Raw genomic sequence first — 20,332 nt, 5'->3', positions numbered from 1 at the left:
AGCAATGCGCCGTCGCTACCCGACGGGGACGTAGTAATACGTCCCCGCTACCCGACTCGTGATGGGCACACGGCCCTCGGCGGTCGCGACGCTCGTTGAGCGCACCAGCTGGTACACCACCATCGTCGCGTTGCCCGACGGCATCAAGGCCGAGCAGGTCACCCCGCACCTCACCCGCAGCCTCCTCGGCATCCCGCACCAGTTGCGGCGGACGCCCACCTGGGACCGGGGCCGTGAGATGGCCGAGCACCAGGCCATCACCCCCGAGACGGGTATGCCGATCTATCTCTGCAAGCCGCGGAGCCCGTGGCAGCGCGGCACCAACGAGAACACCAACCGGCTGCTGCGGCACTCCCTCCCCAAGGTCGCACACCTCCGCACGTTCAGCCAGGCCGACCTCGACGCCATCGCCCACGAGCTCAACCACCGTCCGCGCAAGACCCACGGCTATCGCACTCCGGCACAGTTCTACGCTGGCCTCCTGAACAGCGGTGATGCGCTGACCGCCTGAGTTGGCCACCGTTTGACGACAGGGGTGGCGGGTGTCCAATGAACCCGGACATTCCGGGGCCTCGCGGCGGCACGGATCCAATCAGAACTGATGGCGGCTGATGACAGGGTTTGATGACAGCTAGGGTCGATCCGTCCACAGGAGCGGGGAGCAGCATGGCCAATCTGGTCTACAAGCGGGTGTCGACCGACCAGCAGTCGACCGACCGTCAGAACCTCGTTCTTACCGAGGCCGGGATCGAGGACCCGGTGACGTTCGAGGAGGCCGGCACCTCCAGCCGCCTCTACCCGCTCCACCGCCCGAAGTTCGGCGAAATGCTCACGTACGCGCGGCCGGGCGACACCGTGCACATCTCCGAGATGTTCCGCCTTGCGCGAGGCACGCAGCACATCCTCGACGTGCTGGACGTCCTGCACCAGGGTCGCCTCGCCTTGCGCATCCACGACGGTGCGTTCTCCGCGATGGACCTCACCGCACGCCACCCGCGCACCAGAGAGCTGCCGTCCACCGTGAAGTTCATGGTGCAGACCCTCGCGGCCGCCGGAGAACTCCATCGGGACCTCCAGCGGGAGCTGACCTACGATGGGCTGCGGGCCGCCGAGGCCAAGGGCAACATGGGCGGGCGCCGCCCGGCCGTCAAGGACGAGAGGACCGACGCCGTGCGCGCCGCGTACCTGGGCGGCCAGACCATCGCCAGCCTCGCCCGCGAGCACGACGTCAGCCGCGGCGCCATCCGTACAGCCGTCGCCGACCTCATGCCCGAGCATCCCACCACCGGCCGCGAGGATGCCCAGGCCCCGGAGCTGCTGGTCACCCTCGACATGCCGGGCAAGGTCGTCGACTTCATCCGCGCCACCGAGCTGGAGCCCGCCGCGCGGGCCGCGCTCGACAACGGGGTGATCGTACGGCGCGGCCAGGGCTACACACTCCGCGTCCCCGCGGCGCCCTCGATCCACCGCCAACTCCTCGGCCACTGTCAGCCACTCGACGGCCCTTCGGCGATCCCGACACAGCGCAAGGCGCGCCGCGAGTACGCGAACCGTGTCAAAGCCCTCGGGACCATCGGCGAACCATGATCAGTCTCAGCGCCAACCACGGTTCGTTTGATCCTACCGACGCCAGTAGCGGTGTACCGAGGCCGGCCGCCGCAGCGGCCGTCTGCCTGTGCGCCTCGGCCACCGCCCAGAGCCGCTGACCGGCGTACCGCGCGCGGCTCAGCGTCCCGGTACCGGGGCCGGTCGAGGTCGGTCTGACGACGTTCCGGCCGTAGCGCGCCACCAGCGGCGCGACGCCAGCGCGGCCAGCCCGGCGCCGGCGGCGTTGAGCAGTACGTCGTCCACAGAGGACACCCGGTCCAGCCGCAGGACGTACTGCGCGACCTCGACCAGGACCGAGCAGCCCGCCGCGAGCGCCAGGATCCGCGGCACCGACGCCAGCGCCGCGAACCGCAGCGGGGCGAGGAACCCCAGCGCCGCGAACACCAGCAGATTGCCGACGACCTGGCCCGTCGCCCCGTCGGCGAGGATCGCGAGCAGGTCCCGCAGCGGTACCAGGCTCACCCGACCGGGGACGACGCCGGCCCCGGCGCCCGGCAACATGGTGATCCAAACCCACGGCACCGTCCCGTAGACGATGCCGACCTCGGCCAGCGACATCCGCCACGCCGACGTGATCCCGGCGGCACTCCGACGGCGTGCCAGAGCCCACACCGCCAGCGCGGCCAACGGCAGTGCGGCCACCGTGATGAGTGCCACGCCATTGAACGTACCGACCCAGAAGTGCCATCCCGGCCTGCGCATCGGCATGGACAGGATCTTTAGTACCGCGTCGACCGGGCCGAACGCAGCGATCGCTACACCGAGGATCGCCAGACTGACGATCACGATCCTGCGCGTTCGACGGGCTGGGGCTGACAGTGATGCGCTGTGGTCCATGCCTCCAGTGAAGACGGAAGACCGTATCGCGGGCGTATGCGATTTTCGATACGCCCGCGATACACGGAATCACCGGCATCAAGGACCCCGTTGCTGATCTTTCATTTCGAGGGCCGAGCGAGAAGGCGGCATAAGTGGGTGGTGCGGGTGTGCTCGGGGCGGTGGCCTTGCTGCCAGGCATCGATTCGGATGAGGTTGACGGCTGTGGCGGCAAGGCAGTGGCCGAGGTGGGTGGCAGCGGCGGTCCGGTAGCGGCCGCGGCGTGCGTGGGTGCGGTGGACGATCTGGCAGACGGTGGCCTCGATTCCCGCACATCGGCGATATCGTTCCCGCCAGGCGATGGTTTCCTGTTCGCGGCGGCGTTGCTGGAGGGGCGCTCTCTGAGCGGGCTCGCGCAAGGTCAGTGCCCGTCCCCACTTGCCGGGGATCTGTCGGAATTTGCTTCGCCGCAGGTCAGAGTGAGTGGGCTGCATGGCCCTCAACCGCCTCCCCCTGGATTCTCAAACGCCTGTCTGGCGTTTTCGCAGGCTGCGACAGCTGTAGCGAGTGAGGTTTTCTCAGCGAATTGATCTTCGCGAGGCGGCGCAAATCGTGCGTGCGCGTGTCAGGCCGGATGCGTGGGAGCCAGTCGCGGATAGACGTGAAGCCTCTGATAGGACGGGTCTCACCACAAGATCATGTCCGCAACAACCAGAGGCTGCACGTTGGTTACCTATGTTGCCACGCTCGACGTTCCCCGCCACGTGGTGGAGTACCTCGCCCGTTTGCTCACCGCACACCGACGACACCTCGGGACGCCCCGGCGCTCCCGGGTGCCCAGACAAGCACGTACTTGCCTGACGCCGGGCCATGACTCAACACACCACCGGCACTGCAGCGACTCCTTTCCTTGGTCTGTGGCTCCGGACGACGTTGTGTGGCGTGAGGACACCCGCATCAGCCGGTGGGCCCCTCGTTGTCGGTATCGCTCCGGCCGTGCCAGGACCGCCACAGCGCCGCGTACGGGCCGTCCGCCGCGATGAGTTTGTCGTGGGTATCCAGTTCGACGATCCTGCCGTCGTCCACCACGGCGACGCGGTCGGCGTCGTGGGCGGTCTGGAGCCGGTGGGCGATGGCGATCACGGTGCGGTCCGCCCGGACGGCGGCCATCGCCCGCTCGGCGTGGCGTGCGGTGGCCGGATCAAGGAGTGCGGTCGCCTCGTCGAGGATCAGAGTGTGCGGGTCGGCGAGCTCGACTCTCGCGAGAGACAGCTGCTGGGCCTGGGCCGGATCCAGCACCACGCTGCCGGAGCCGACCTCCGTGTCCATCCCGTCGGGCAGATCCTCGGCCCAGTCGGCACCCACCAGGGCGAGCGCGGCGTGCAGGCGCGCGTCGTCGGCGTGCGGTGCGGCCATGGTGAGGTTGTCCCGGAGAGTGCCGATGAACACGTGGTGGTCCTGAGTGACCAGGACGATGCGGTTGCCCAGCTCGTCCGCGGCCGCGAGGTCGGCAACCGGCACGCCTCCGACGAGAACGCTGCCCTCGCGCGGGGCGTCCGCGCCGGACAGCAGCTTGCCGAGCGTGGTCTTGCCCGCGCCGGAAGGACCAACGACGGCGAGCCGTTCGCCGGGGCGGACGGTGAGGTGGACGTCTTTCAGGACGTCGCGCCCTGCCACGTAGGCGTAGTCCACCCCGCGCACCTTGATGCGATCGTCGCCGGGTTCCGGCACGTCGGTGCGGCGGTCCCCCGCGACCAGGCCGACGCCCTTGATCCGGGCGAGGGACGCTCCGCTGCTCTGCAGCTGCTCCACCCACATCAGGATGCGGTCCAACGGGTCGACCAGCTGCCACATGTAGAGGCTCCCTGCCACCACCACGCCGAGGCCGATCGAGCCGTCGATGTACGCGTATCCGCCCACGAGCAGGGTCACAGCGACCGGCAGCGAGTGTGCGAACTCGGTGACCGGGAACAGGACGCTGCGCAGGAACAGGGTGCGGCGTGCCGCACGGTACGACTGATCGATGGCGCGGTCCGCGTCGCGCACACGGCGCTCGCGCAGTCCGAAGGCCTCCACGGTGCGTGCGCCCTGCGCGGTGGAGGCGACGACCTCGGCCACCTCCGAAGCCGCTTCTCCCGCGGCGAGGTAGGCAGTCCTCGCCCGCACGAGGTACCAGCGGGTGACCCACCAGACCAAGGGCATGCCCACCAGGGCGAACAGCCCGAGCAGCGGGTGGAGCAGGAACACGGCCGCGAAGATGAACAACACCTGCACCGCCGCGATGAACACATCGGGAACCGCGCTGCGCAGGGTGGTGGCGACGGTGCCGACGTCCACGGTGCACCGCGTCACCAGATCACCGGAGCTGACCTGTTCGACAACCCTGGCGGGCAGGGCCAGCGCTCGGCTCACCACCTCTTCGCGCAGTCGCGCGAGGGCCCGCTCACCGAACCGGTGGGAGCGGTTGAGCGCGAAGCGCGTGAGGACGAGTTGGCTGATCGCGCACAGCAGCCCGCCGAGCGCGAGCTGGTCGACCGCCGATGTCGTGGCGTCTCCGTTCTCGATGCGCGTGACGATGCGGCCGAGCAGCCAAGGCCCGGCGAGGCCCGCAACGGCGGCGAGTCCGGTGAGCAGGAGGACCAGGGCCATCGCCCGCCAGTCCGCCTTGATCAGCGCCAGGATGCCCTGGCGTACGGGCGCCGCGTCCGCGACGGGAAGACGCCAGGGTTCGCGGGAGCCACTCATCGGCTTGTTCCTTCCCGAGTGTTTCTTCCGCCCACAGGCAGGTCGCTCCCGTCGCTGCCCCGAAGGACGAGGCGCCGGTAGGCCGGATGGGAGGCGAGCAGTTCCCCGTGGGTGCCGACGGCAGCGACTTCGCCGTTCACGAGCAGGGCGACATCGGAGACCTGGTCGAGGAGCAGGGGCGAGGTGCTCACCACGAGGGTGGTGCGCCCCTGCCGTTCGGCACGGATGTTCTGGGCGACGGTCGCCTCGGTATGCGCGTCGAGCGCCGACGTCGGCTCGACAAGCAGCAGCACCTCGGGGTCGGTGAGCAGGGCGCGGGTCAGGCGCAGTCGCTGCCGCTGCCCCCCTGACACGTTCTGGCCCCGCTCCTCCAGCCGGGATTCGGCCCCGCCGGGCATGGCCTCCACGATGTCGTGGGCCACCGCGGTCCGCACCGCCCGTTGTAACTCCTCGTCCGTGTGGTCGTCCCGTACGGAGACGGCGGAGCGCAGCGACCCCGCGAACAGGTGGGCGTCGTTGTCGGCGACCAGGATGCGGCGGCGCACTTCGGCCAGTTCCAGGTCCGACAACTTCGCCTCGCCCCAGGTCACTTCGGAGTCCACGTACCGGGCAAGCCGGTCGACCACGGCTCTGGCCTCGTCGAACCGGGCGGTGACGAGTCCGGTCATCCGCCCGGGCCGCAGTGTCAGTCCGGAGGCGGGGTCGTGCAGTGCGGTGGGTCCGGCGGGCGCGGTGGCGGTGGCCTGCGCGTCCTCGACCTCGGGCCGCAGCGCCAGGATGTCGGTCACCCTGCGGGCGGAGACGAGGCCCCGGGGCAGGTCTTCGGCACCCTCCAGGAAGAACGACACCGGGACGAGGAGCGCGGCGACGTATCCGTAGACGGCGACCAGCTCGCCGACGCTGATGGCGCCGCTGGCAGCCATCCGGGCACCGATCCAGGTCACGACGGCGATGAAGATGACGGGCAGCCCTGTTCCGATGGCCTGGACCCAGCTGGTGAACGAGGCGACCCGATAGCCGTCGGTCACCAGCCGCTGGGAGCGCTGCTGGTACCGCTTGTCGAAGACCGCCTTGCCGCCGATGCCGCAGAGCACGGAGAGGCCGGACACAATGTCTCCGGCGGCGGCGGTGAGCTTGCCCTGGTGTTCCCGATAGGTGCCCTCCGCGGCGTGCAGCTTGCCCAGGAGCGGGCCGACGGCGATGGCTAGCAGCGGCACACCGAGCACCACAACGGCCGCGAGGACGGCGGAAATGGTGAACAGCAGGGTGGCGGTGGCCAGGTAGGCGATGGCCGCGCCGACGCCGGGGCCCGTGATGGTGAGCGTCTGGGCGATGCGGCTCATGTCGCCGGCTTGGAGGTGGGTGAGTTCGCCGACGGACACCTTGTGCGGCAGCGTGGCGCCGAGCCGGGTGATCTGCCGGATGACGACCTGGGCCGTGCGGTAGGTGGCGTCCATGCGGACGAGCGTCATGGTGCGATGGCGGAGGATGCCGAGCACCGCGATGGCCACGCCGGTGACCAGGATGATGACGGTCCAGAACAGCAGTGTGCCCGTGTCCCGTTGCCTGAGCCCGTCGTCGATGGCCCTGGCCATGAAGTACGGCGGCAGCATCAGGGCGCACATCCACAGGCTGCCCCACAGGGAACCGAGCAGGATCCGGCGGCGTTGCGCGACGACGAGCCACCACAGATAGCGGGCGGGGCTGCGGAGGTCGGGTGAGCCGGGGTCGGTATAGGGCACCCGATTCGGGTAGGTTCCGGCGGTGCTTGTGTCCCGGAGCGACTTCCCCCGGCCGGGCCAGAGGGCGGTATTTACACACTGCCGCAGTCTGGAGGTCATATTCTTAGAAGCCTTCACGGGTGTCAGACTCCTTGATCAAGGGTCGGCCGGACGCGGCGGTGTTGGGACGTTCCGAGGCTGTTCTCTTGTTCATGTCGTCCCGGAAGTCCAGCCAGTCCTTGACCGGAGCGGGGTCGAACCTCGGCGCCTGGGCAACGAGTTGGATCAAGCGCGTGCCGATATCCATGAGGTCCTGGCCCACCCCATCCGGGCCGCGCCGGAAGACGCGGGTCGACCGCTCGATCTCGCCGGGGTCGCGCCCGATCTCGGCGCACCAGGCATCGAGGACGCTGTGTCGGTACGCCAGTTCCTTCGCGTCGCCGAAGCCGTGCCAGATGTCGGCGTACTGCGCGGCGAGCCGGAGGGTTCTACGTCCGCCGTTGCCGCCGATGAGCACGGGAATCTTGCGGGTGGGGGCCGGGTTGAGCCGCCGCCAGCGGCGGTCGATGCGCTCCAGGCCCTCGCCCAGGGCGTCGAGCCTGTCCTTCGGCGTGCCGAACTCGTAGCCGTACTCGGCGTAGTCCTTCTCGCTCCAGCCGGCGCCGATGCCCAGAATGAGGCGGCCGTCGCTGATGTGGTCGACGGTCCGCGCCCTGTCCGCGAGCAGGTCAGGGTTCCGGTAGGAGTTGCAGCTCACCAGCGGCCCTATCTCCACCCTGCTGGTTCCCTCGGCCCAGGCGCCGAGCATGGTCCAACACTCGTAGTGCTCGCCATCGGCGGGGCCGTACACCGGGAAGAAGTGATCCCAGTTCATCAGGACGTCGACACCCAGATCCTCGAACATCGCGGCGGCTCGGCGGATCTCGGAGTACGTGCAGTACTGCGGTTGTATCTGCACGCCTATGCGGACAGGAAAGGAGGAGTAGGGCAGGTCGTACATGAGTCGCTCCAAAGGAACAAGGAAAAACGGCAGACGCCGAACCGCACTGACCTCATCACGGGATGTTCTCGGCCGACATGCGCTGACGGAGGCTGAGCGGGCGCATGTCCGTCCAGATCTCCCCGATGTGGGCCAGGCATTCGTCTCGTGGTCCCTCCTTCCCGACGGGGCTCCACCCGTCGGGAACATCGCGGCCCAAGGGCCAGATCGAGTACTGCTCCTCCGCGTTGACCACCACCGTGTAGAAGGTGTCGTCCTGTCGGTCTTCCATGAGTGTTGTCCCTCCGTCTTCATCGTGCGGGGCGTTGCGGGCGCCCCGGCTGCCTGCGCCTCAGCTGTTGGTTCTGCCGCCTGCCGCGTTCCCGGGCGTTGTCCAGTCCGCCGGGCGGTGCGCCCTTGTCGTCGGCGGCGAGGGCCGCCTGGGCGCGCACCGTGGTCGCACGGAACAGGTCGATCAGCTGGGCGCGGAGGCCCAGTTCGGCCCGCAGCCGCTGGTGCAGTTCGATGAGCAGCAGTGAATGTCCGCCCAGGTCGAAGGAGTTCTGCTCCAGGCCGACGGCCTGTGTGCCGAGGAGGTCCTCCCAGAACGCGGTCCCACGCCCGCCGCACGCAGTAGGTGGGCGAGGCGGTTGGCGAGCCGGTCGAGGTCGGCGAAGGTCAGCTCCGCGTCCTCGCACCGCACGGCGACGGCGTCGGGGGTGCGGGCGGCCTGCCGGGCGAAGAGCTCGTGGACGCAGTCGGCTGCCGCCGGATAGTCGACCCGCTCGCCCTGGACCTTCCAGACGGCGTTGTCGGACAGGGGCAGTGCACCGACGGCCGCGTCCGGCCTGGCGACCGCACCGACGCACAACCCTTTTAGGAGCGTGCCGAGTTGGAGCATCGTCTCCCGCTCGAAGAGCTCGGTGTCGTACTCGAACTGGGCACGGATGGTGGTGCCGTCCGCCACGAGGTTCAGGGTGAGGTCGCGCTTGCTGGTTCTGCCGTGGACCGGGAAGTCACTCATCGTCAGCCCGTGCATGGCGGGAAGGACCGGCGCGGTGCGCAGGGTGCACATCACCTGGAAGAAGGGCGTGGTGTGACCGGTGCGCTCGGGTCTCAGCCGCTCCACAACCTTCTCGAACGGAACCTCCTTGTGCGCCAGTGCCTCGCCGGCCACGGCGCGCACATGGCGTAGCAGTTCGCGGAAGGTGTGCCCGCCACCGACCTGGGTGCGCAGCAGCAGGGTGTTGACGAACAGGCCGATCATGTCCTCGACCTGGGCGTGGTCGCGGTTGGCGACCGATGTGGCGACCAGGAGGTCGGTGCGGCCGGTGTAACGGTGCAGCAGCGCGTGGAACGCCGCGGTGGCGGCCATGAACAGCGTGGCGCCCTCCTGCCGCGCCAGGTCACCGAGCCCGGCGGTCGTGGCCGGGTCAAGGTCGAAGTCCACCACGTCGCCGCGGAAGGCCGGGGTGGCAGGCCGGGACCGGTCGGCGGGGAGTTCGAGGACCGGCGGCGCGGCGGCCAGAACCCGCTCCCAGCAGGCGAGTTGGGACTCGCTGCCCGGCCCGTCCGTGCTCTCACGGTGCCAGCGCGCGAAGTCGCCGTAATGGACCTGTGGCAGCTGCGGCGTCAAGTGCTGCCCGCGCTGCACGGCGTCGTAGGTGTGGGCGACATCGCGGAGCAGCCGTCGGGAGTCAGGGCTATAGACGGGCGGCGATGAGCGGGGCGCCCCCAGGTCGAATGGGGTCGCCGCGATCCGGTGCGCCATCTCGCGGGCCTACCTCTCCCGCTCGGCGGCGGGCTCCCCGGTGAGGTCGTGACGCTGGACAACGACGGTGGCCGGGGCCGTCGGGATGCGCTGTTCCGGTTCGGCGCCGACGAGGTGGAACGTGGCCAGGAGCACGGGGTGGCGGGCGATGCACGCGTCGAGGGCCGTCTGCAGGGCAGGGACGTCGAGCGGCCCGGTCAGCCGTACCGCGGCGGGTACGTTGTACGCCGCCGTGCCGGGGAACATCTGCTCGAAGAGCCACAGTTGGCGCTGGGGATGCGAAAGGGGCGCGTGTGTGCGCTCCGGGTGGGGTGTGATCGACGGCGCGTGGCCGGCCCGCAGTCCCCGTTGTGCGAGCAACCGCCGCATCGCCTCGCGCCGCCGTCCTGCGAGTTCGTCACTCGTGCCGCTCACTGGTCCTCCTGGGGCGTGTTCAGGAGCGTCTCCAGCTCGCTGTCGGACAGCGCGATGACCTCCAGCAGGAGCGCCGCGCGTTCGTCCACCTCGGGCCCGGCGACCGGGTCGTCCCGAAGGGCCCGGACCACACCGGCGACGGTGGCGTCGGTGAAGAACCTCTCCAGCGGGAACGCCGCCCCGAAGGTCTCCCGCACGCGCACGGCGAAGCGGGTCGCGAGCAGGGAATAGCCGCCCGAGGCCCAGAAGTCGTCGTGGACGCCGACCGGCCCGCTGGGTGCGAGGGTCTCCGGCCAGAGTTCGGCCACCGCCCGTTCTGCGTCGTCGCGAGGAGCCACCGCATCGGTGGCCGTATCGGCCGAGGCCTGCCAGCCGTAGCGGCCCAGGGCTTGGCGGTCGACCTTCCCGCTGGGGGTCAGCGGAAGCTCGGGGCAGCGAACGAGCCGGGTCGGGATCATGTACCCCGGCAGTCTGCCCCGCAGGTGGTCGCGGAGCACCTCCGCGTCGGTCTCGTGCCCTGCGGCGGCGACACAGTACGCCACCAGGACCTCGCCCTCGGCGACGACCACGGCTTGGTCGAGCGAGGGATGGCCGCACAGCGCCTGCTCGACCTCGGTCGGCTCGACGCGGAAGCCGCGGACCTTGACCTGCTGATCCGCACGGCTCGGCGATGGTGTGGTCGCGGGTGGGGACGAAGGTGCCGTCCACGATCAGCACGGTGTCCTTGCGGAACCGTCTGCGGGGCTGGAGCGCGAGCGACGGGCCGAGGTGGTTGACGATCCGGCCGGCCGCAGACTTCGACACCCCGAACAACGGGGCCAGTTGGCGCAGGGTGAGATTCGTGCGCCAATACGCGGCGACCAGCAGGACCCGGTCCTCCAACGACAGGCTCCACGGCCGGCCCTTGCGGACCGGGTCGGCACCCTCGCGCCACAGCGCGGTGACCAACTTGCCGAACTGCCGAGGGCTCAGCCCGGTGAACGGGGCTGTCCAGGAGGGCTCCGACGCCGTGATCACACCAGTCACAGCAAGATCATCTCACCCCTGACCAGCCATTACGGGACAGCGCTTAGACCGAGGAGGACCAGCCTGACCGTGGTAGGGCTGGTATGACATCTCGCGGAGTCCGGCAGCGATATTGGTGTGGCCTGCCGTTTGTAGCTGGTTGATCGCAAAGCTGCGCGGGGTGGCCATGCTGTCGGCCCCGTGGCCGCTGCGGATCCTGGAGGCGTCCTCGGTGAAGGTGGTGTCCACGGGCCCGGGGCAAAGTCCCGAAGGTGCCAAGGCGTAGCCGTGGGCGTAACGCTGATTCCAAAGAATCTCTACCGCCCGCAGCCGGTCGAGGCCAGATGGAAAAACGCGCACACGTTCGATTCCAGACGGCTCATGCCGTCGCAGACAGGGCATGGGCCCGAGCCCCGGTCACCGGGGCTCGGGCCCATGCCCTTTGACGATTGTGATCAGCCGGCGTTCGGGTCCTGGCCGACCAGCCGCGTGAGCAGCTCGATGATCTGCGCCTGGTTCCGATCCATCTTCTGGCCGAGCTCTTCGAGGTCGCCCTTCAGCTGGTCGACCTTCTGGTCAAGGTTCCCGATCTGGAGGCGCACCGCCGTCAGGTCGCTCTTGACGATCCCGAACTCGCGGTCGTTCTTCTCCGCGACTTCTTCGAAGCGCCGGGTCAGAGCGGCGAGTTCGCTGTGGGCTATGGGGTCCTCGGGCACGCGGGGCGCTCCTGCCAGATCATGGGAACGAGCAGACATCAGGCCCTCCACGATAGCGCGCTCGCCGGACGCAGTCCCCGGCCTCCGGCCCGGGGACAGAGCCTTACCCATCTCGGAGATCTTCGAGCTCGCCGCGGGTCAGGGTGAACGGCGGGATGCGGCTTCCCCACCCTTCCTGGGTGGCGTGCGCGAGACCGGCTGGCGGTTGTTCTCCGCCATGGTCGGGCGCCGGGTCGGTGATGTCGTCCAGCACCGTGTCGAGTGGTCGCCTGTTCCCCGAGGCCGGAGATCGGGGCGGAACGGCTGGCTCGCCCTGCGGCCGGGGAAGAGCCGGCGGGATGCCGGGTTCCGCGAACCCCGACGGCCGCCCCGTACGACGCGCTGGAGCCCGGGTCGCACGTCCGGGTACGTTCGGGGTGGCCGTTGTCCGCGGACAACTGGCATTGTCCGTTGTTTATCCCTCCCCTGACCTGCGATGTGGCCACCGACGTCGGTGGCCGCCCCCTCCGGTGCGCACGGTGGTGCCCCAGCGGAGTCGTCCGTCGGGTCCCGGTGCGTGACGTACCGCGCGACCGGCGGCCGCCCTTCCGCCTTCCCGCCCGTGACCCACCGGAGGAGACACCGTTGTCGCATTCCCGTATCCGCACTGTGGCGCTGCGTAGCGCGCACGGCCTGATCAGCGCCGCACTCGCAGGGGTGGTGACCCTCGGCATCGGCGGCGTCGCCGAAGCCGCGACCACGGTCGCGTCGAACACCGTGGAGGCCCCGTCCGTCGCCTCGGTACGGTGGGTCACCGTGGGGTACATGGCGCGTACTACGTGAACTCTGGCCAGGCGATCAGGTACGAGTGCCTACCGATGTCGCCCTCCGCGGCCGTCCTGCACGTGTACGCCTGCGGAGATGGGTCCGCGTCCGTGACGTACCTGACCACAGCCTGCGGGATCTCCTCGAAACGAACTCCGGGAACTGGCCCTCCTGCTCGAAAACAAGATGCCCAGGTAGGAATCCGGCAACTGCTGGACGCTGCTGGTACGTGCCCCAGGTGCGGGCGTTCCTCGTGCGCGAGGCTCCAGCCCATGGGCCCGAGGACTTTCAGCCGCAGTCGTCGCGGTTGATACGCAGTGAGCGGGTCTGATCCTTGAGGTTGTAGCCGCGCAGGCCGTGGATCGAGCCGCCGCTCTTGGTGACGCACACCCACCGGCCGGCGAAGTTGCGCTTCTCGTAGACGCGTGCGGTGCGATCGGAGTTGTTACGCACCGAGCTGCCGCGATCACGGAGGGCGGAGGGCAGGTCCTTCACACTGCCATCGACGGCGCGCTCCACCCGCGGCTGCCCGCCGAAGTTGATCTCGGGGGTAGATGCACACGTAACCGCCGGGACAATCGATCTCTACCGACCTGGCGGCCGCGCGCGTGGCAGCGGGAGCCCCAGCGGTCAGGAGGGGCAGGCCGGCGCAGCGGCCACCAGACGGCGGGAGATATGGTTCACGCCCACATTGCAAAGCCACCACACCGCTCGCGCGGGCGCCGGGAGACAAAACCGCACGATCTGGGAACAGAGGGCCTCAGGTGGCCGGGTCCGCTTCCCTCCGCGCCCGGGCACGGCCGAAGGACCACGCACCCCCGCCCGCCAGCACGGCCGCCCCGAGTCCATACAGCGGCAGCCACCGGGTCGTGGTGGATGCCAGACAGTCGGCAATGGCGTCATGACTCTGCCTGACCTGCGCGTAACCCAGGGCGGCACTGTCGCGACCGGCGAGGGTCCCCAGCGAGGCCTCCGTGCGGAGGCTCTCGTACTTGCCCAGCTCCCGACAGTCGCTGCGGGTGCCTGGCATCGGGAAAAGCCACCCTGTGCGCTGCAGCACCGGGGCCAACGCGATCGCGACGCACAGGCCCACCACCAGGGAATATGCGACCAGACTCTGCACATACGCAGAGCGGAGGCCGGGCATCCACGGCGGCAGCCGACAGAAGGAGAAGATCACCGCGAGAAGCGTCACTCCGATGTATGCCGCGAACCACTCCCAGGAGCCCTGCGCGAGTGCGAACGTCAGCACGGCGGCGAGCCCGATGCCAATGACCCCTGTCTGGGCGGGGGTGCCACGGACGCCTGTGCCGACCGATGTTGCTTTCCGGGCTTCCTGATGGTGGAGGTTGTCCACGGTCTCTCCTCCCTCGTCCGAGGCCACCAGTGTTCGCACATATCGCACCTTCAGCCTGACGCCATGCCGGGCTGACCCGGGAGCCGCCCGGTTGGCGGGGCTTCCGCGGGACCGGCTCCGTGGTCTCCCCCCAGTCCACCGGCGCCACCTACGCCGCGTTCCGCGAGGTCGGCCGCGTGATCCGCACCGTGCAGTTGCTGCGTTACCTCTCCGATCCAGCGCTTCGCCGGCGGGTGACCGCGGCGACGAACAAGGCGGAGTCGTTCAACCGGTTCTCGCAGAGGGTTGGTTTCGGCAACCGCGGGGTCAAAGTCGTCGTGGGAGCGCTATCTCAACGGAAAGAAACCGGCGCCCCCCGAACTGGATCCCGTCCCCGGATGCCAGGCAAAGGCATGCGACTGGAAGGATCCCGACCAGATGTCCTGCGGACTGCCCGGCCGGGCGGACTCACTCGGACCGCAGCACCGCACCCGGACCGGCGCCGTCATGGAGATCCGGTACAGCAAGGTATGCGACGCCGCCTGGGGCCGGATGTGGCATACGAAAGTCGGGGACGCGATCGAGATCTTGGCCCCCAGCTCCCAACCCCGTCGAGCCATCGTCAGAAATCCAGCCGATACGGGCATCTACCGCTTCACGCCCATGGTCGGCCGTCCAGACCGGACCAACCTCCGGCTGTGCTTGATACCGGCGGGCAGCATGGGACACGGGAGTGCTTCCGCTCCTGACAGTTTCTTTCCCGGGCCCTCCGCGCCGCCTTGGCCTCCGCGATACCAGCAGCCAAGACCGCAGCGGCCCCCTGATCCATGCATGGATACTGCCGCCTTCACCTCCATGCCCGTCAGCAGCCAGAACGCCGGCGCACGCAGGGCCCGAATCTGCTGTGCGGCCATGATGGCCGCTCCCTCCGGGCTTCCAGGTGCGCGGCGCGCTCCTCGTGGTAGCCGGCGATACCATCTCGCGGGACTTCCCCGACGTCTCGAGGGACGGTCAGTACAGCTGGATGCGGGTGAGACGATGTGCGGCGGTCGGCGTCAGCAACAATGACGTACTCGGCGCCACCGGGTGCCCCGTCCCGGCCGAGCGGCAACGGAAGCGCTCACAGCTTTTCGAAGGGATCGTGATCGGCGAGCAGCTTCTCCATCCGCGCCTGATCGACCCGGCTGACGATCTGCCCGGCCTCCTGCCGGTCCCGGATCACCTTGGCCAGGGTGAAAGCGGAGGTCACAAGGTAGAGCACGGCGATGGCCAGGAAGCCGCGCACCCAGGCGTCGGCGTTCAGCCGGAAAATGCCGATGGCGGTGGCCGCCATGGCAACAGCGAAGGATGCGACCGCCTGACCGTAGAACGCGGCCGTACTCTGCTGCCTGACCGGTGTCTCACTCATACGGACAAGAATCGGCGGACGCGGCTGGCTCCGCATCCGACCGGATACTCAGGAAGTACTCAGAAATCAGGCGTCCGCCGCAGGACCTCGTAGTGCCCCCGGTGGATGGACACGGCGGTTGTGGCCTGGGTGCCGTCAGCACCGCGCATCCCGCGTACCGCGGTGTCCCCCGGCATGGGCCGTCATCCACGCCGGGGGCACCGCGCTGTACGCCTGCGGAAATGGGTCCGCATTCGCGACGTACCTGACCACAGCCTGCGGGATCTCCTCGACGAACTCCGGAAACCGGCCCTCCTGCTCGAAAACAAGATGCCCAGGTAGGAATCCGGCAACTGCTGGACGCTGCTGGTACGTGCCCCAGGTGCGGGCGTTCCTCGTGCGCGAGGCTCCAGCCCATGGGCCCGAGGACTTTCAGCCGCAGTCGTCGCGGTTGATACGCAGTGAGCGGGTCTGATCCTTGAGGTTGTAGCCGCGCAGGCCGTGGATCGAGCCGCCGCTCTTGGTGACGCACACCCACCGGCCGGAGATCGCGATCGCGGATGGCGGAGGGCAGGTCCTTCACGCTGCCATCGACGGCCCGCTTCACCCACGGCTGGCCGCCGAAGTTGATCTCGGGGGTAGATGCACACGTAGCCGTCGGGACAATCAATCTCTACCGACCTGGCGGCCGCCGGCGCGGCAGCGGGAGCCGCGGCGGCCAGGAGGGGCACGGTCAGTGCAGCGGCCACCAGGCCGCGGGAGATATGGTTCACGCCCACATTGCAAAGCCACCACACCATTCGCGGGGCGCCGGGAGACAAAATCACACGATCGGGGCACGGTACAGTCGCTTTCCAGGTGTACGGGTCCATGCGTAGCAGCCCAGATTCGGCCGAAACACCTTCCCTTGCCCGAACCGTCCTGACGGCACCCTGAGTACGTGGAGGACTTCGAGTTGACCTGACCTGAGCCGGGGCCGGCGGGCTCCGTCCGGCCTCAAGGTAGCTCCCACATGCCGCTGGTGGAGCGGCCCAGCAGGACCCGGCCGCAGCTGTCGGTGACTACCGCGCAGGCACCGGTCACCGCGTGCGCCGACGACAGGTCCTTCTCCATCACCGTGGCATCGGCGTGCACGGGCCGCACAGGATCAGCATGACCAGCCCGTCCGCATCGAACCGCTGCGCCTGCTTCCACCCGGCGGTCAGCAGGCTGATCTCCGACTCGTCCAGCGCGATGCTCCGCTTGGCCTCGGACATGGTCGCGGCAAGCGGAGTGATCACGACGATCGCGCCGCCCCTGCGCAGCCGTCGGCCGAGGTCATGCATGACCCGGGCGCGGTCGTTCAGGAAGGCGTACGCGAGCCGGAGCGTGATCAGGTCATAGCCGCCCTCGTGCAGCGGCTCGAGGTCGTCCCTCTCGATGTCCAAGCGCAGCCAGCGCACGCCAGGCGGCTGCTCGGTGCCGGCGCGGGCGAGGGCGTGCTCGGCCCAGTCCACGGCATCGGCCGTGTAGCCCATCGACACCAGATGAACGGCCAGCTCGCCCAGACCGCAGCCGACATCCAGCGCCCTACCGCCTTCGGCGGGGGCAGGCACATGCTCGGCCAGCAGGGCCCGCTCAGAGTCCCCCACCGGCTGGAACCCCTCACCACCGGCATAGTGCGCATCCCATACATCGTGCTTTACATATCCCAACGAGGAGCTCCCTTACGTCGATCGGGCACCGAGGTGATCTCCTTGAGTGGCGCGGCGGAACGGGAGGACACGAGGCAGGTCAGGTCCAACCCATCTCGGTATAGGGATGTCCGCGCCTGATGCCGTCGATCGCAGCCCGGGTGTACGGCACGATCGGTTCCGGCAGCGCGCTGGTGGGCCACCACCCCCAGGCGGCGCACTTATCCGGTTCCAATACCTTCGGCTCTCCCCGCCAGCGCCGTGCTTGGAAGAACAGCTGGATCCGGGGAACGGCGTCCGCGGAGTCAAGCAGGTGAACTGTGTGGACGAGCGTCAGGTCGTCTTCGGCGATCACCAGTCCGGCCTCCTCGCGGGCTTCCCTCACCACGCAGGAACGCACGGATTCCCGCTCCACGTGTCCTGCGAGCGCGTGCCACTCCAGGGCGGCGAACGCCGCCGTAGGACCGCGCTTTCCCAGCAGGACCATCCCGTCTCGTTCCAGGTACAGGTGGCCGCCGACAATGTTCAGGGTCGCGGTCACGCCCGCCCTCCCGGAACCGTGCCGGTCTGCCGCGTACCGGCATCGGCGGGCATGGGAGCCGCGCCGAGCACCATGACCTGGCGGGCCCGAATCGCCTCGGCTGTTCCCAGGCAGGTCAGGTACTCACCGCGGTCGTTGAGGAGCATCGCAGCCGTGCTGGACGGCTCGGGGATCCCGGGCTGGGGCTGTGCGTGATTCATCTGGTCACCGCCTGGGGAGAGGGATCGGTTGGTGTGCTGGGTATGTTCCTCAAAGCACAACGAGGCGAGAAGTACAGGACCAGGAGCGGGGCGCACAGCGCAAGGGCGCCAGTGGCGAGGGTGGGGCGCATGCCGAGCCAGGTGCCGAGCCCGCTGGCGATCGGCGCGGCGAGCGGCTGGCAACCCGCGGTCAGCAAAGTGTTGACTACCTGTATCCGCGCTTGCACTCCGACCGAGGCAACGCACTGGCGGATCGAGCACTGCGTGGTGCGTCATCCTCGGGCCGACCCGGGAGTGAGCTGGCAGATCGCCGTCGGCGCCAGGCTGTTCACACAGCTGCGCTGCGCAGCAGGACTGGCAGCTGTGCGACCGGTGTCAAAGCAGCGCTGGACCCGCTTGTGAGGGCGGTGTGGTCAGGTTGCCGCGGGCCATGACCGCAGCAGAGTTGCGATGCTGGCGGCTGTGCAGGCCGGATCGCGGAGCAGGTCGCGCAGGGCTACGGCGTCGTCGTGGGTGGGTTTGACGGGGATGCCGGAGGCTTCCAAATACATCACGCCGATTGCCGCTGCGACCGCGAGATTGGAGCGTTCCAGCCAGCGGCAGCGCCCCAGGACGTGCACCAGGGCGGCGGCCCGTACGTAAGGGCCGTCGTAGACCGGCTGCTCGAGGAGCTCGGCCTTGTGGCAGGCCACCGCGGCCACCGGGATTCCGTAGTCGTCCGGAGCCGGATCGCCTGCTCCGGCGATCTCGGCAACCTGCAGGATCCAGGAGACGTCGACGTGCAGATCCATTACGCGGCGTGCACTCCCGGGGCAGGCTTGTGGGTGTCCTCGGCTTCGTCGAAGACGTGCTGGTGCTCGTCAAGGAAGCGCCGGGCCGCCTCCAGACCGCGGGCACGCAGGCCACTGGCGTCATCCAGCACCAACTGGGCAAGGTAGTCCCCCAGCGGCATGCCACGTTCCTTCGCCCGCGCCTTGGCGAGCTCTGCGATCTCCTGGTCCACCCGTGCACCGAGCTGTGTCTTCGCCATGCCCCGCATGGTAACAACTGTTACCAAGCCCGGGCCCTCATTTCGAGAATCGGGAACGCACCCTGTGACGGACCCGCGCCAGGTCTCCTCATCGTCCAGGTACAACATCGCGTAGACGCGTTCTCTCGGCGTCGATGTAGCCAGGCCATCGCCCCGGCGGTGCGCATCCATGCCGCGGCCGAAGTCGTCCGCCAGGCGCGCCGGGCCCTGCCAGGTTGTACGGGGGCAGCGCCCAGCGAACGAGCGGGAAACACACCCAGCCAGGAACTCTGCACGGGCACTGATCCGCAGCGCTGCGCCTCGGCCTCGGCCAGTTCGCCACCGTGGCTTTCCGCGGTAGATGCCACTTGATCGCGGGGGTTGTCATCTGGACGTCGCTGACTCGACCTTCGCTGCGGGGTAGGCGATGCAGGGACCCAGCCCACCACCGATGCTTCGTTGTCCGACGCGGTCGGAATGTTCCACCTCGCCGGGCCGGACGCACTGAGCCGTCACGACCTCGGTGTGCTCATCGCCCGGCGCGAAGGGCTCGACGCCGCGCGGCTGCCCGCCGGGCGACGAGCCGACACCTCCCTGCCCGGGGCCCTCGACGTGCGCCTCGACAGTCGCGCGACGCAGGAGCGGTTGCGGACCAGACTCCGCGGCGCTCGCGAGTTCCTTGGCTGAGTGGTCGATGCAGCTACGGCGCCGCGCCCAACAGCAAACCGCCCAGCTCCCGACGAGACCAGTATGACGGCGCTCTCCCTTGCTCTGGCCCACTGTGACGGTGAATCGTCGCCGGGCGAACCAGAGAGGAAAGGCATTGCCCCCGGGTGGAGGCTGGCGCGGCGCCAGGCGAAGCCGCGTACCGCGGTGTCCCCGGCATGGGCCGTCACCCCCATGCCGGGGACACCGCGCTGTGCGCCTGCGGAGATGGGTCCGCAACGGATGGTCAGGGGGTGAGGTCCAGAACGCGGACCGGCTCGCCGAGCCACCGATGGGGGACGGTGGTGGCGATGATGGCTCCGTCGGGGCGGTCCGCGGTGGGCTGAGCAGCGTACTGACTGTGCGCTGCCGCCCAGGTCTCCTGCCGTGCGACGGCCAGCGCGGCAGGCAGATCCAGGTCCAGGACGGTCATGCCGGGCAGGGCCGCCAGGTGCTCGGCGGTGCCGGGCCTGGCACGGTCGGCTTCCACGAGCGCGCACACCGGGGCGTACAGGAACCAGCCCGGTTCGGCGTGGGCCCGGTGGATCAGCCGGGAGGCGAGAATGCTGCCCTGGCCGGCCGCGGCCATCGCGGTGTCGTCCAGGACGATACGCATGGCGTCGCTCACCGGGCAGTCGCCCGGGCCAGGCGCCGGTCCAACTCGTCGTCCAGGTCCTGCTGCTCGGCCGCGGTCGGCGCGTAGCCATTCCACTCCTTCAAGGCCGCCCGGGCCTTCTCCGCCCGCTCCGCCAGGGTGAGGAGGGTCTCGGCCAGGCGAGCCAGATAGGCAAGCAGCGAAAGTCCCCCAGCAGCCGCTATAGCGGCGAGCCGGTCCTTGGCTCGGATTTTGAGCGGCCTCTACGCGCACGCGCGCGGGTAGGGACTCAGTGGTCCGTTCCGGA

The 20,332-nt window shown here is 69.2% G+C and carries 25 protein-coding genes and 4 pseudogenes; 6 read left to right on the top strand and 23 right to left on the bottom strand.

Annotated elements, in window-relative coordinates; genetic code table 11:
• Nucleotides 1-55: 55 nt before the first annotated feature.
• Nucleotides 56-511: pseudogene (locus tag ACWY4P_RS53205) on the top strand (IS30 family transposase); the annotation flags it as partial.
• A 155-nt stretch (nt 512-666) separates the two neighbouring features.
• Nucleotides 667-1,587 (top strand): recombinase family protein, encoded by a 921-nt coding sequence (locus ACWY4P_RS53200; protein ID WP_456208008.1) that lies wholly within the window; start codon nt 667-669, stop codon nt 1,585-1,587.
• A gap of 138 nt (nt 1,588-1,725) precedes the next feature.
• Here ACWY4P_RS53200 and ACWY4P_RS53195 read toward each other — a convergent pair whose 3' ends face one another.
• From ACWY4P_RS53195 to ACWY4P_RS53140, 12 genes and pseudogenes are all read right to left on the bottom strand, one after another.
• Nucleotides 1,726-2,445 carry a VanZ family protein gene (locus tag ACWY4P_RS53195; protein ID WP_456208007.1) on the bottom strand — a complete coding sequence of 240 codons (720 nt, stop codon included), beginning with the start codon at nt 2,443-2,445 and terminating at the stop codon, nt 1,726-1,728.
• A 101-nt stretch (nt 2,446-2,546) separates the two neighbouring features.
• Nucleotides 2,547-2,918, bottom strand: coding sequence for a transposase (locus ACWY4P_RS53190; protein ID WP_456208006.1), 372 nt, complete (start codon nt 2,916-2,918; stop codon nt 2,547-2,549).
• Nucleotides 2,919-3,381: 463 nt separating this feature from the next.
• Nucleotides 3,382-5,169 carry an ABC transporter ATP-binding protein gene (locus tag ACWY4P_RS53185; RefSeq protein WP_456208005.1) on the bottom strand — a complete coding sequence of 596 codons (1,788 nt, stop codon included), beginning with the start codon at nt 5,167-5,169 and terminating at the stop codon, nt 3,382-3,384.
• Nucleotides 5,166-6,782: an ABC transporter ATP-binding protein gene (locus tag ACWY4P_RS53180; protein WP_456213356.1), complete on the bottom strand. Its 1,617-nt coding sequence runs from the start codon at nt 6,780-6,782 to the stop codon at nt 5,166-5,168. Before ACWY4P_RS53180 ends, ACWY4P_RS53185 begins: the two co-directional genes overlap by 4 nt.
• A gap of 232 nt (nt 6,783-7,014) precedes the next feature.
• Nucleotides 7,015-7,890, bottom strand: a complete 876-nt coding sequence (locus tag ACWY4P_RS53175) for an LLM class F420-dependent oxidoreductase (RefSeq protein WP_456208004.1) — start codon at nt 7,888-7,890, stop codon at nt 7,015-7,017.
• Nucleotides 7,891-7,945: 55 nt separating this feature from the next.
• The gene (locus tag ACWY4P_RS53170; RefSeq protein ID WP_456208003.1) at nt 7,946-8,161 is read right to left on the bottom strand and encodes an MbtH family protein; all 216 of its coding nucleotides are present in this window, start codon (nt 8,159-8,161) and stop codon (nt 7,946-7,948) included.
• A 19-nt stretch (nt 8,162-8,180) separates the two neighbouring features.
• The gene (locus ACWY4P_RS53165) at nt 8,181-8,420 is read right to left on the bottom strand and encodes a phosphopantetheine-binding protein (RefSeq protein WP_456213355.1); all 240 of its coding nucleotides are present in this window, start codon (nt 8,418-8,420) and stop codon (nt 8,181-8,183) included.
• Nucleotides 8,345-9,640 carry a condensation domain-containing protein gene (locus tag ACWY4P_RS53160; RefSeq protein ID WP_456208002.1) on the bottom strand — a complete coding sequence of 432 codons (1,296 nt, stop codon included), beginning with the start codon at nt 9,638-9,640 and terminating at the stop codon, nt 8,345-8,347. The genes ACWY4P_RS53165 and ACWY4P_RS53160 overlap by 76 nt, the downstream gene beginning before the upstream one ends.
• A 9-nt stretch (nt 9,641-9,649) precedes the next feature.
• A complete protein-coding gene (locus tag ACWY4P_RS53155; protein ID WP_456213354.1) occupies nt 9,650-10,054 on the bottom strand; it encodes a condensation domain-containing protein in 405 nt (134 codons plus the stop codon).
• The gene (locus tag ACWY4P_RS53150) at nt 10,051-10,623 is read right to left on the bottom strand and encodes an AMP-binding enzyme (RefSeq protein ID WP_456208001.1); all 573 of its coding nucleotides are present in this window, start codon (nt 10,621-10,623) and stop codon (nt 10,051-10,053) included. Before ACWY4P_RS53150 ends, ACWY4P_RS53155 begins: the two co-directional genes overlap by 4 nt.
• Before the next feature lie 94 nt (nt 10,624-10,717).
• Nucleotides 10,718-11,080: pseudogene (locus ACWY4P_RS53145) on the bottom strand (helix-turn-helix domain-containing protein); the annotation flags it as partial.
• A 434-nt stretch (nt 11,081-11,514) separates the two neighbouring features.
• Nucleotides 11,515-11,775 (bottom strand): hypothetical protein, encoded by a 261-nt coding sequence (locus tag ACWY4P_RS53140; protein WP_456208000.1) that lies wholly within the window; start codon nt 11,773-11,775, stop codon nt 11,515-11,517.
• A 624-nt stretch (nt 11,776-12,399) separates the two neighbouring features.
• On the opposite strand from ACWY4P_RS53140, the gene ACWY4P_RS53135 reads away from it, so the two are divergent.
• The gene (locus ACWY4P_RS53135) at nt 12,400-12,597 is read left to right on the top strand and encodes a hypothetical protein (RefSeq protein ID WP_456207999.1); all 198 of its coding nucleotides are present in this window, start codon (nt 12,400-12,402) and stop codon (nt 12,595-12,597) included.
• A gap of 270 nt (nt 12,598-12,867) precedes the next feature.
• On the opposite strand, the gene ACWY4P_RS53130 is transcribed toward ACWY4P_RS53135, so the two are convergent.
• Together ACWY4P_RS53130 and ACWY4P_RS53125 are read right to left on the bottom strand one after the other, a co-directional pair.
• The gene (locus tag ACWY4P_RS53130; RefSeq protein ID WP_456207998.1) at nt 12,868-13,098 is read right to left on the bottom strand and encodes a peptidase inhibitor family I36 protein; all 231 of its coding nucleotides are present in this window, start codon (nt 13,096-13,098) and stop codon (nt 12,868-12,870) included.
• Nucleotides 13,099-13,339: 241 nt separating this feature from the next.
• Complete coding sequence (locus ACWY4P_RS53125; protein ID WP_456207997.1) at nt 13,340-13,975, bottom strand: hypothetical protein; 636 nt, start codon at nt 13,973-13,975, stop codon at nt 13,340-13,342.
• Nucleotides 13,976-14,055: 80 nt separating this feature from the next.
• Here ACWY4P_RS53125 and ACWY4P_RS53120 point away from each other — a divergent pair.
• Both ACWY4P_RS53120 and ACWY4P_RS53115 read left to right on the top strand, forming a co-directional pair.
• Nucleotides 14,056-14,184 (top strand): annotated as a pseudogene (locus tag ACWY4P_RS53120) (Tn3 family transposase); the annotation flags it as partial.
• Nucleotides 14,185-14,353: 169 nt separating this feature from the next.
• The gene (locus tag ACWY4P_RS53115) at nt 14,354-14,983 is read left to right on the top strand and encodes a DUF2690 domain-containing protein (RefSeq protein ID WP_456207996.1); all 630 of its coding nucleotides are present in this window, start codon (nt 14,354-14,356) and stop codon (nt 14,981-14,983) included.
• Between the two features lie 52 nt (nt 14,984-15,035).
• On the opposite strand, the gene ACWY4P_RS53110 is transcribed toward ACWY4P_RS53115, so the two are convergent.
• The 7 genes from ACWY4P_RS53110 to ACWY4P_RS53080 all read right to left on the bottom strand — a co-directional run bounded on the left by ACWY4P_RS53110 (nt 15,036) and on the right by ACWY4P_RS53080 (nt 18,746).
• Nucleotides 15,036-15,323: a YiaA/YiaB family inner membrane protein gene (locus ACWY4P_RS53110; protein WP_456207995.1), complete on the bottom strand. Its 288-nt coding sequence runs from the start codon at nt 15,321-15,323 to the stop codon at nt 15,036-15,038.
• Nucleotides 15,324-16,298: 975 nt separating this feature from the next.
• Nucleotides 16,299-16,436 (bottom strand): NUDIX hydrolase, encoded by a 138-nt coding sequence (locus ACWY4P_RS53105; protein ID WP_456207994.1) that lies wholly within the window; start codon nt 16,434-16,436, stop codon nt 16,299-16,301.
• On the bottom strand, nt 16,415-16,933 hold the full coding sequence (locus tag ACWY4P_RS53100; protein ID WP_456207993.1) for a class I SAM-dependent methyltransferase: 519 nt from the start codon (nt 16,931-16,933) through the stop codon (nt 16,415-16,417). The genes ACWY4P_RS53105 and ACWY4P_RS53100 overlap by 22 nt, the downstream gene beginning before the upstream one ends.
• Nucleotides 16,934-17,075: 142 nt before the next feature.
• Nucleotides 17,076-17,516: an NUDIX hydrolase gene (locus ACWY4P_RS53095; protein WP_456207992.1), complete on the bottom strand. Its 441-nt coding sequence runs from the start codon at nt 17,514-17,516 to the stop codon at nt 17,076-17,078.
• A complete protein-coding gene (locus ACWY4P_RS53090) occupies nt 17,513-17,716 on the bottom strand; it encodes a hypothetical protein (RefSeq protein ID WP_456207991.1) in 204 nt (67 codons plus the stop codon). Before ACWY4P_RS53090 ends, ACWY4P_RS53095 begins: the two co-directional genes overlap by 4 nt.
• 413 nt (nt 17,717-18,129) lie before the next feature.
• Entirely contained in the window at nt 18,130-18,507 is a 378-nt protein-coding gene (locus ACWY4P_RS53085) for a fic family toxin-antitoxin system, toxin component (RefSeq protein ID WP_456207990.1), read from the bottom strand.
• Complete coding sequence (locus ACWY4P_RS53080; protein WP_456207989.1) at nt 18,507-18,746, bottom strand: hypothetical protein; 240 nt, start codon at nt 18,744-18,746, stop codon at nt 18,507-18,509. The genes ACWY4P_RS53085 and ACWY4P_RS53080 overlap by 1 nt, the downstream gene beginning before the upstream one ends.
• A gap of 384 nt (nt 18,747-19,130) precedes the next feature.
• Between ACWY4P_RS53080 and ACWY4P_RS53075 the strand changes: the two are divergent.
• Nucleotides 19,131-19,412: pseudogene (locus tag ACWY4P_RS53075) on the top strand (dTDP-4-dehydrorhamnose reductase); the annotation flags it as partial.
• Between the two features lie 265 nt (nt 19,413-19,677).
• On the opposite strand, the gene ACWY4P_RS53070 reads toward ACWY4P_RS53075, so the two are convergent.
• Nucleotides 19,678-20,046 (bottom strand): hypothetical protein, encoded by a 369-nt coding sequence (locus tag ACWY4P_RS53070; RefSeq protein ID WP_456207988.1) that lies wholly within the window; start codon nt 20,044-20,046, stop codon nt 19,678-19,680.
• An 8-nt stretch (nt 20,047-20,054) separates the two neighbouring features.
• On the bottom strand, nt 20,055-20,276 hold the full coding sequence (locus tag ACWY4P_RS53065) for a hypothetical protein (RefSeq protein WP_456213353.1): 222 nt from the start codon (nt 20,274-20,276) through the stop codon (nt 20,055-20,057).
• Nucleotides 20,277-20,332: the final 56 nt, after the last annotated feature.

The sequence above is a fragment of the Streptomyces sp. LZ34 genome, from assembly GCF_053890475.1.
Note: the sequence above shows the minus strand (reverse complement) of the source record. Positions and strands in the feature narration are given on the sequence as shown.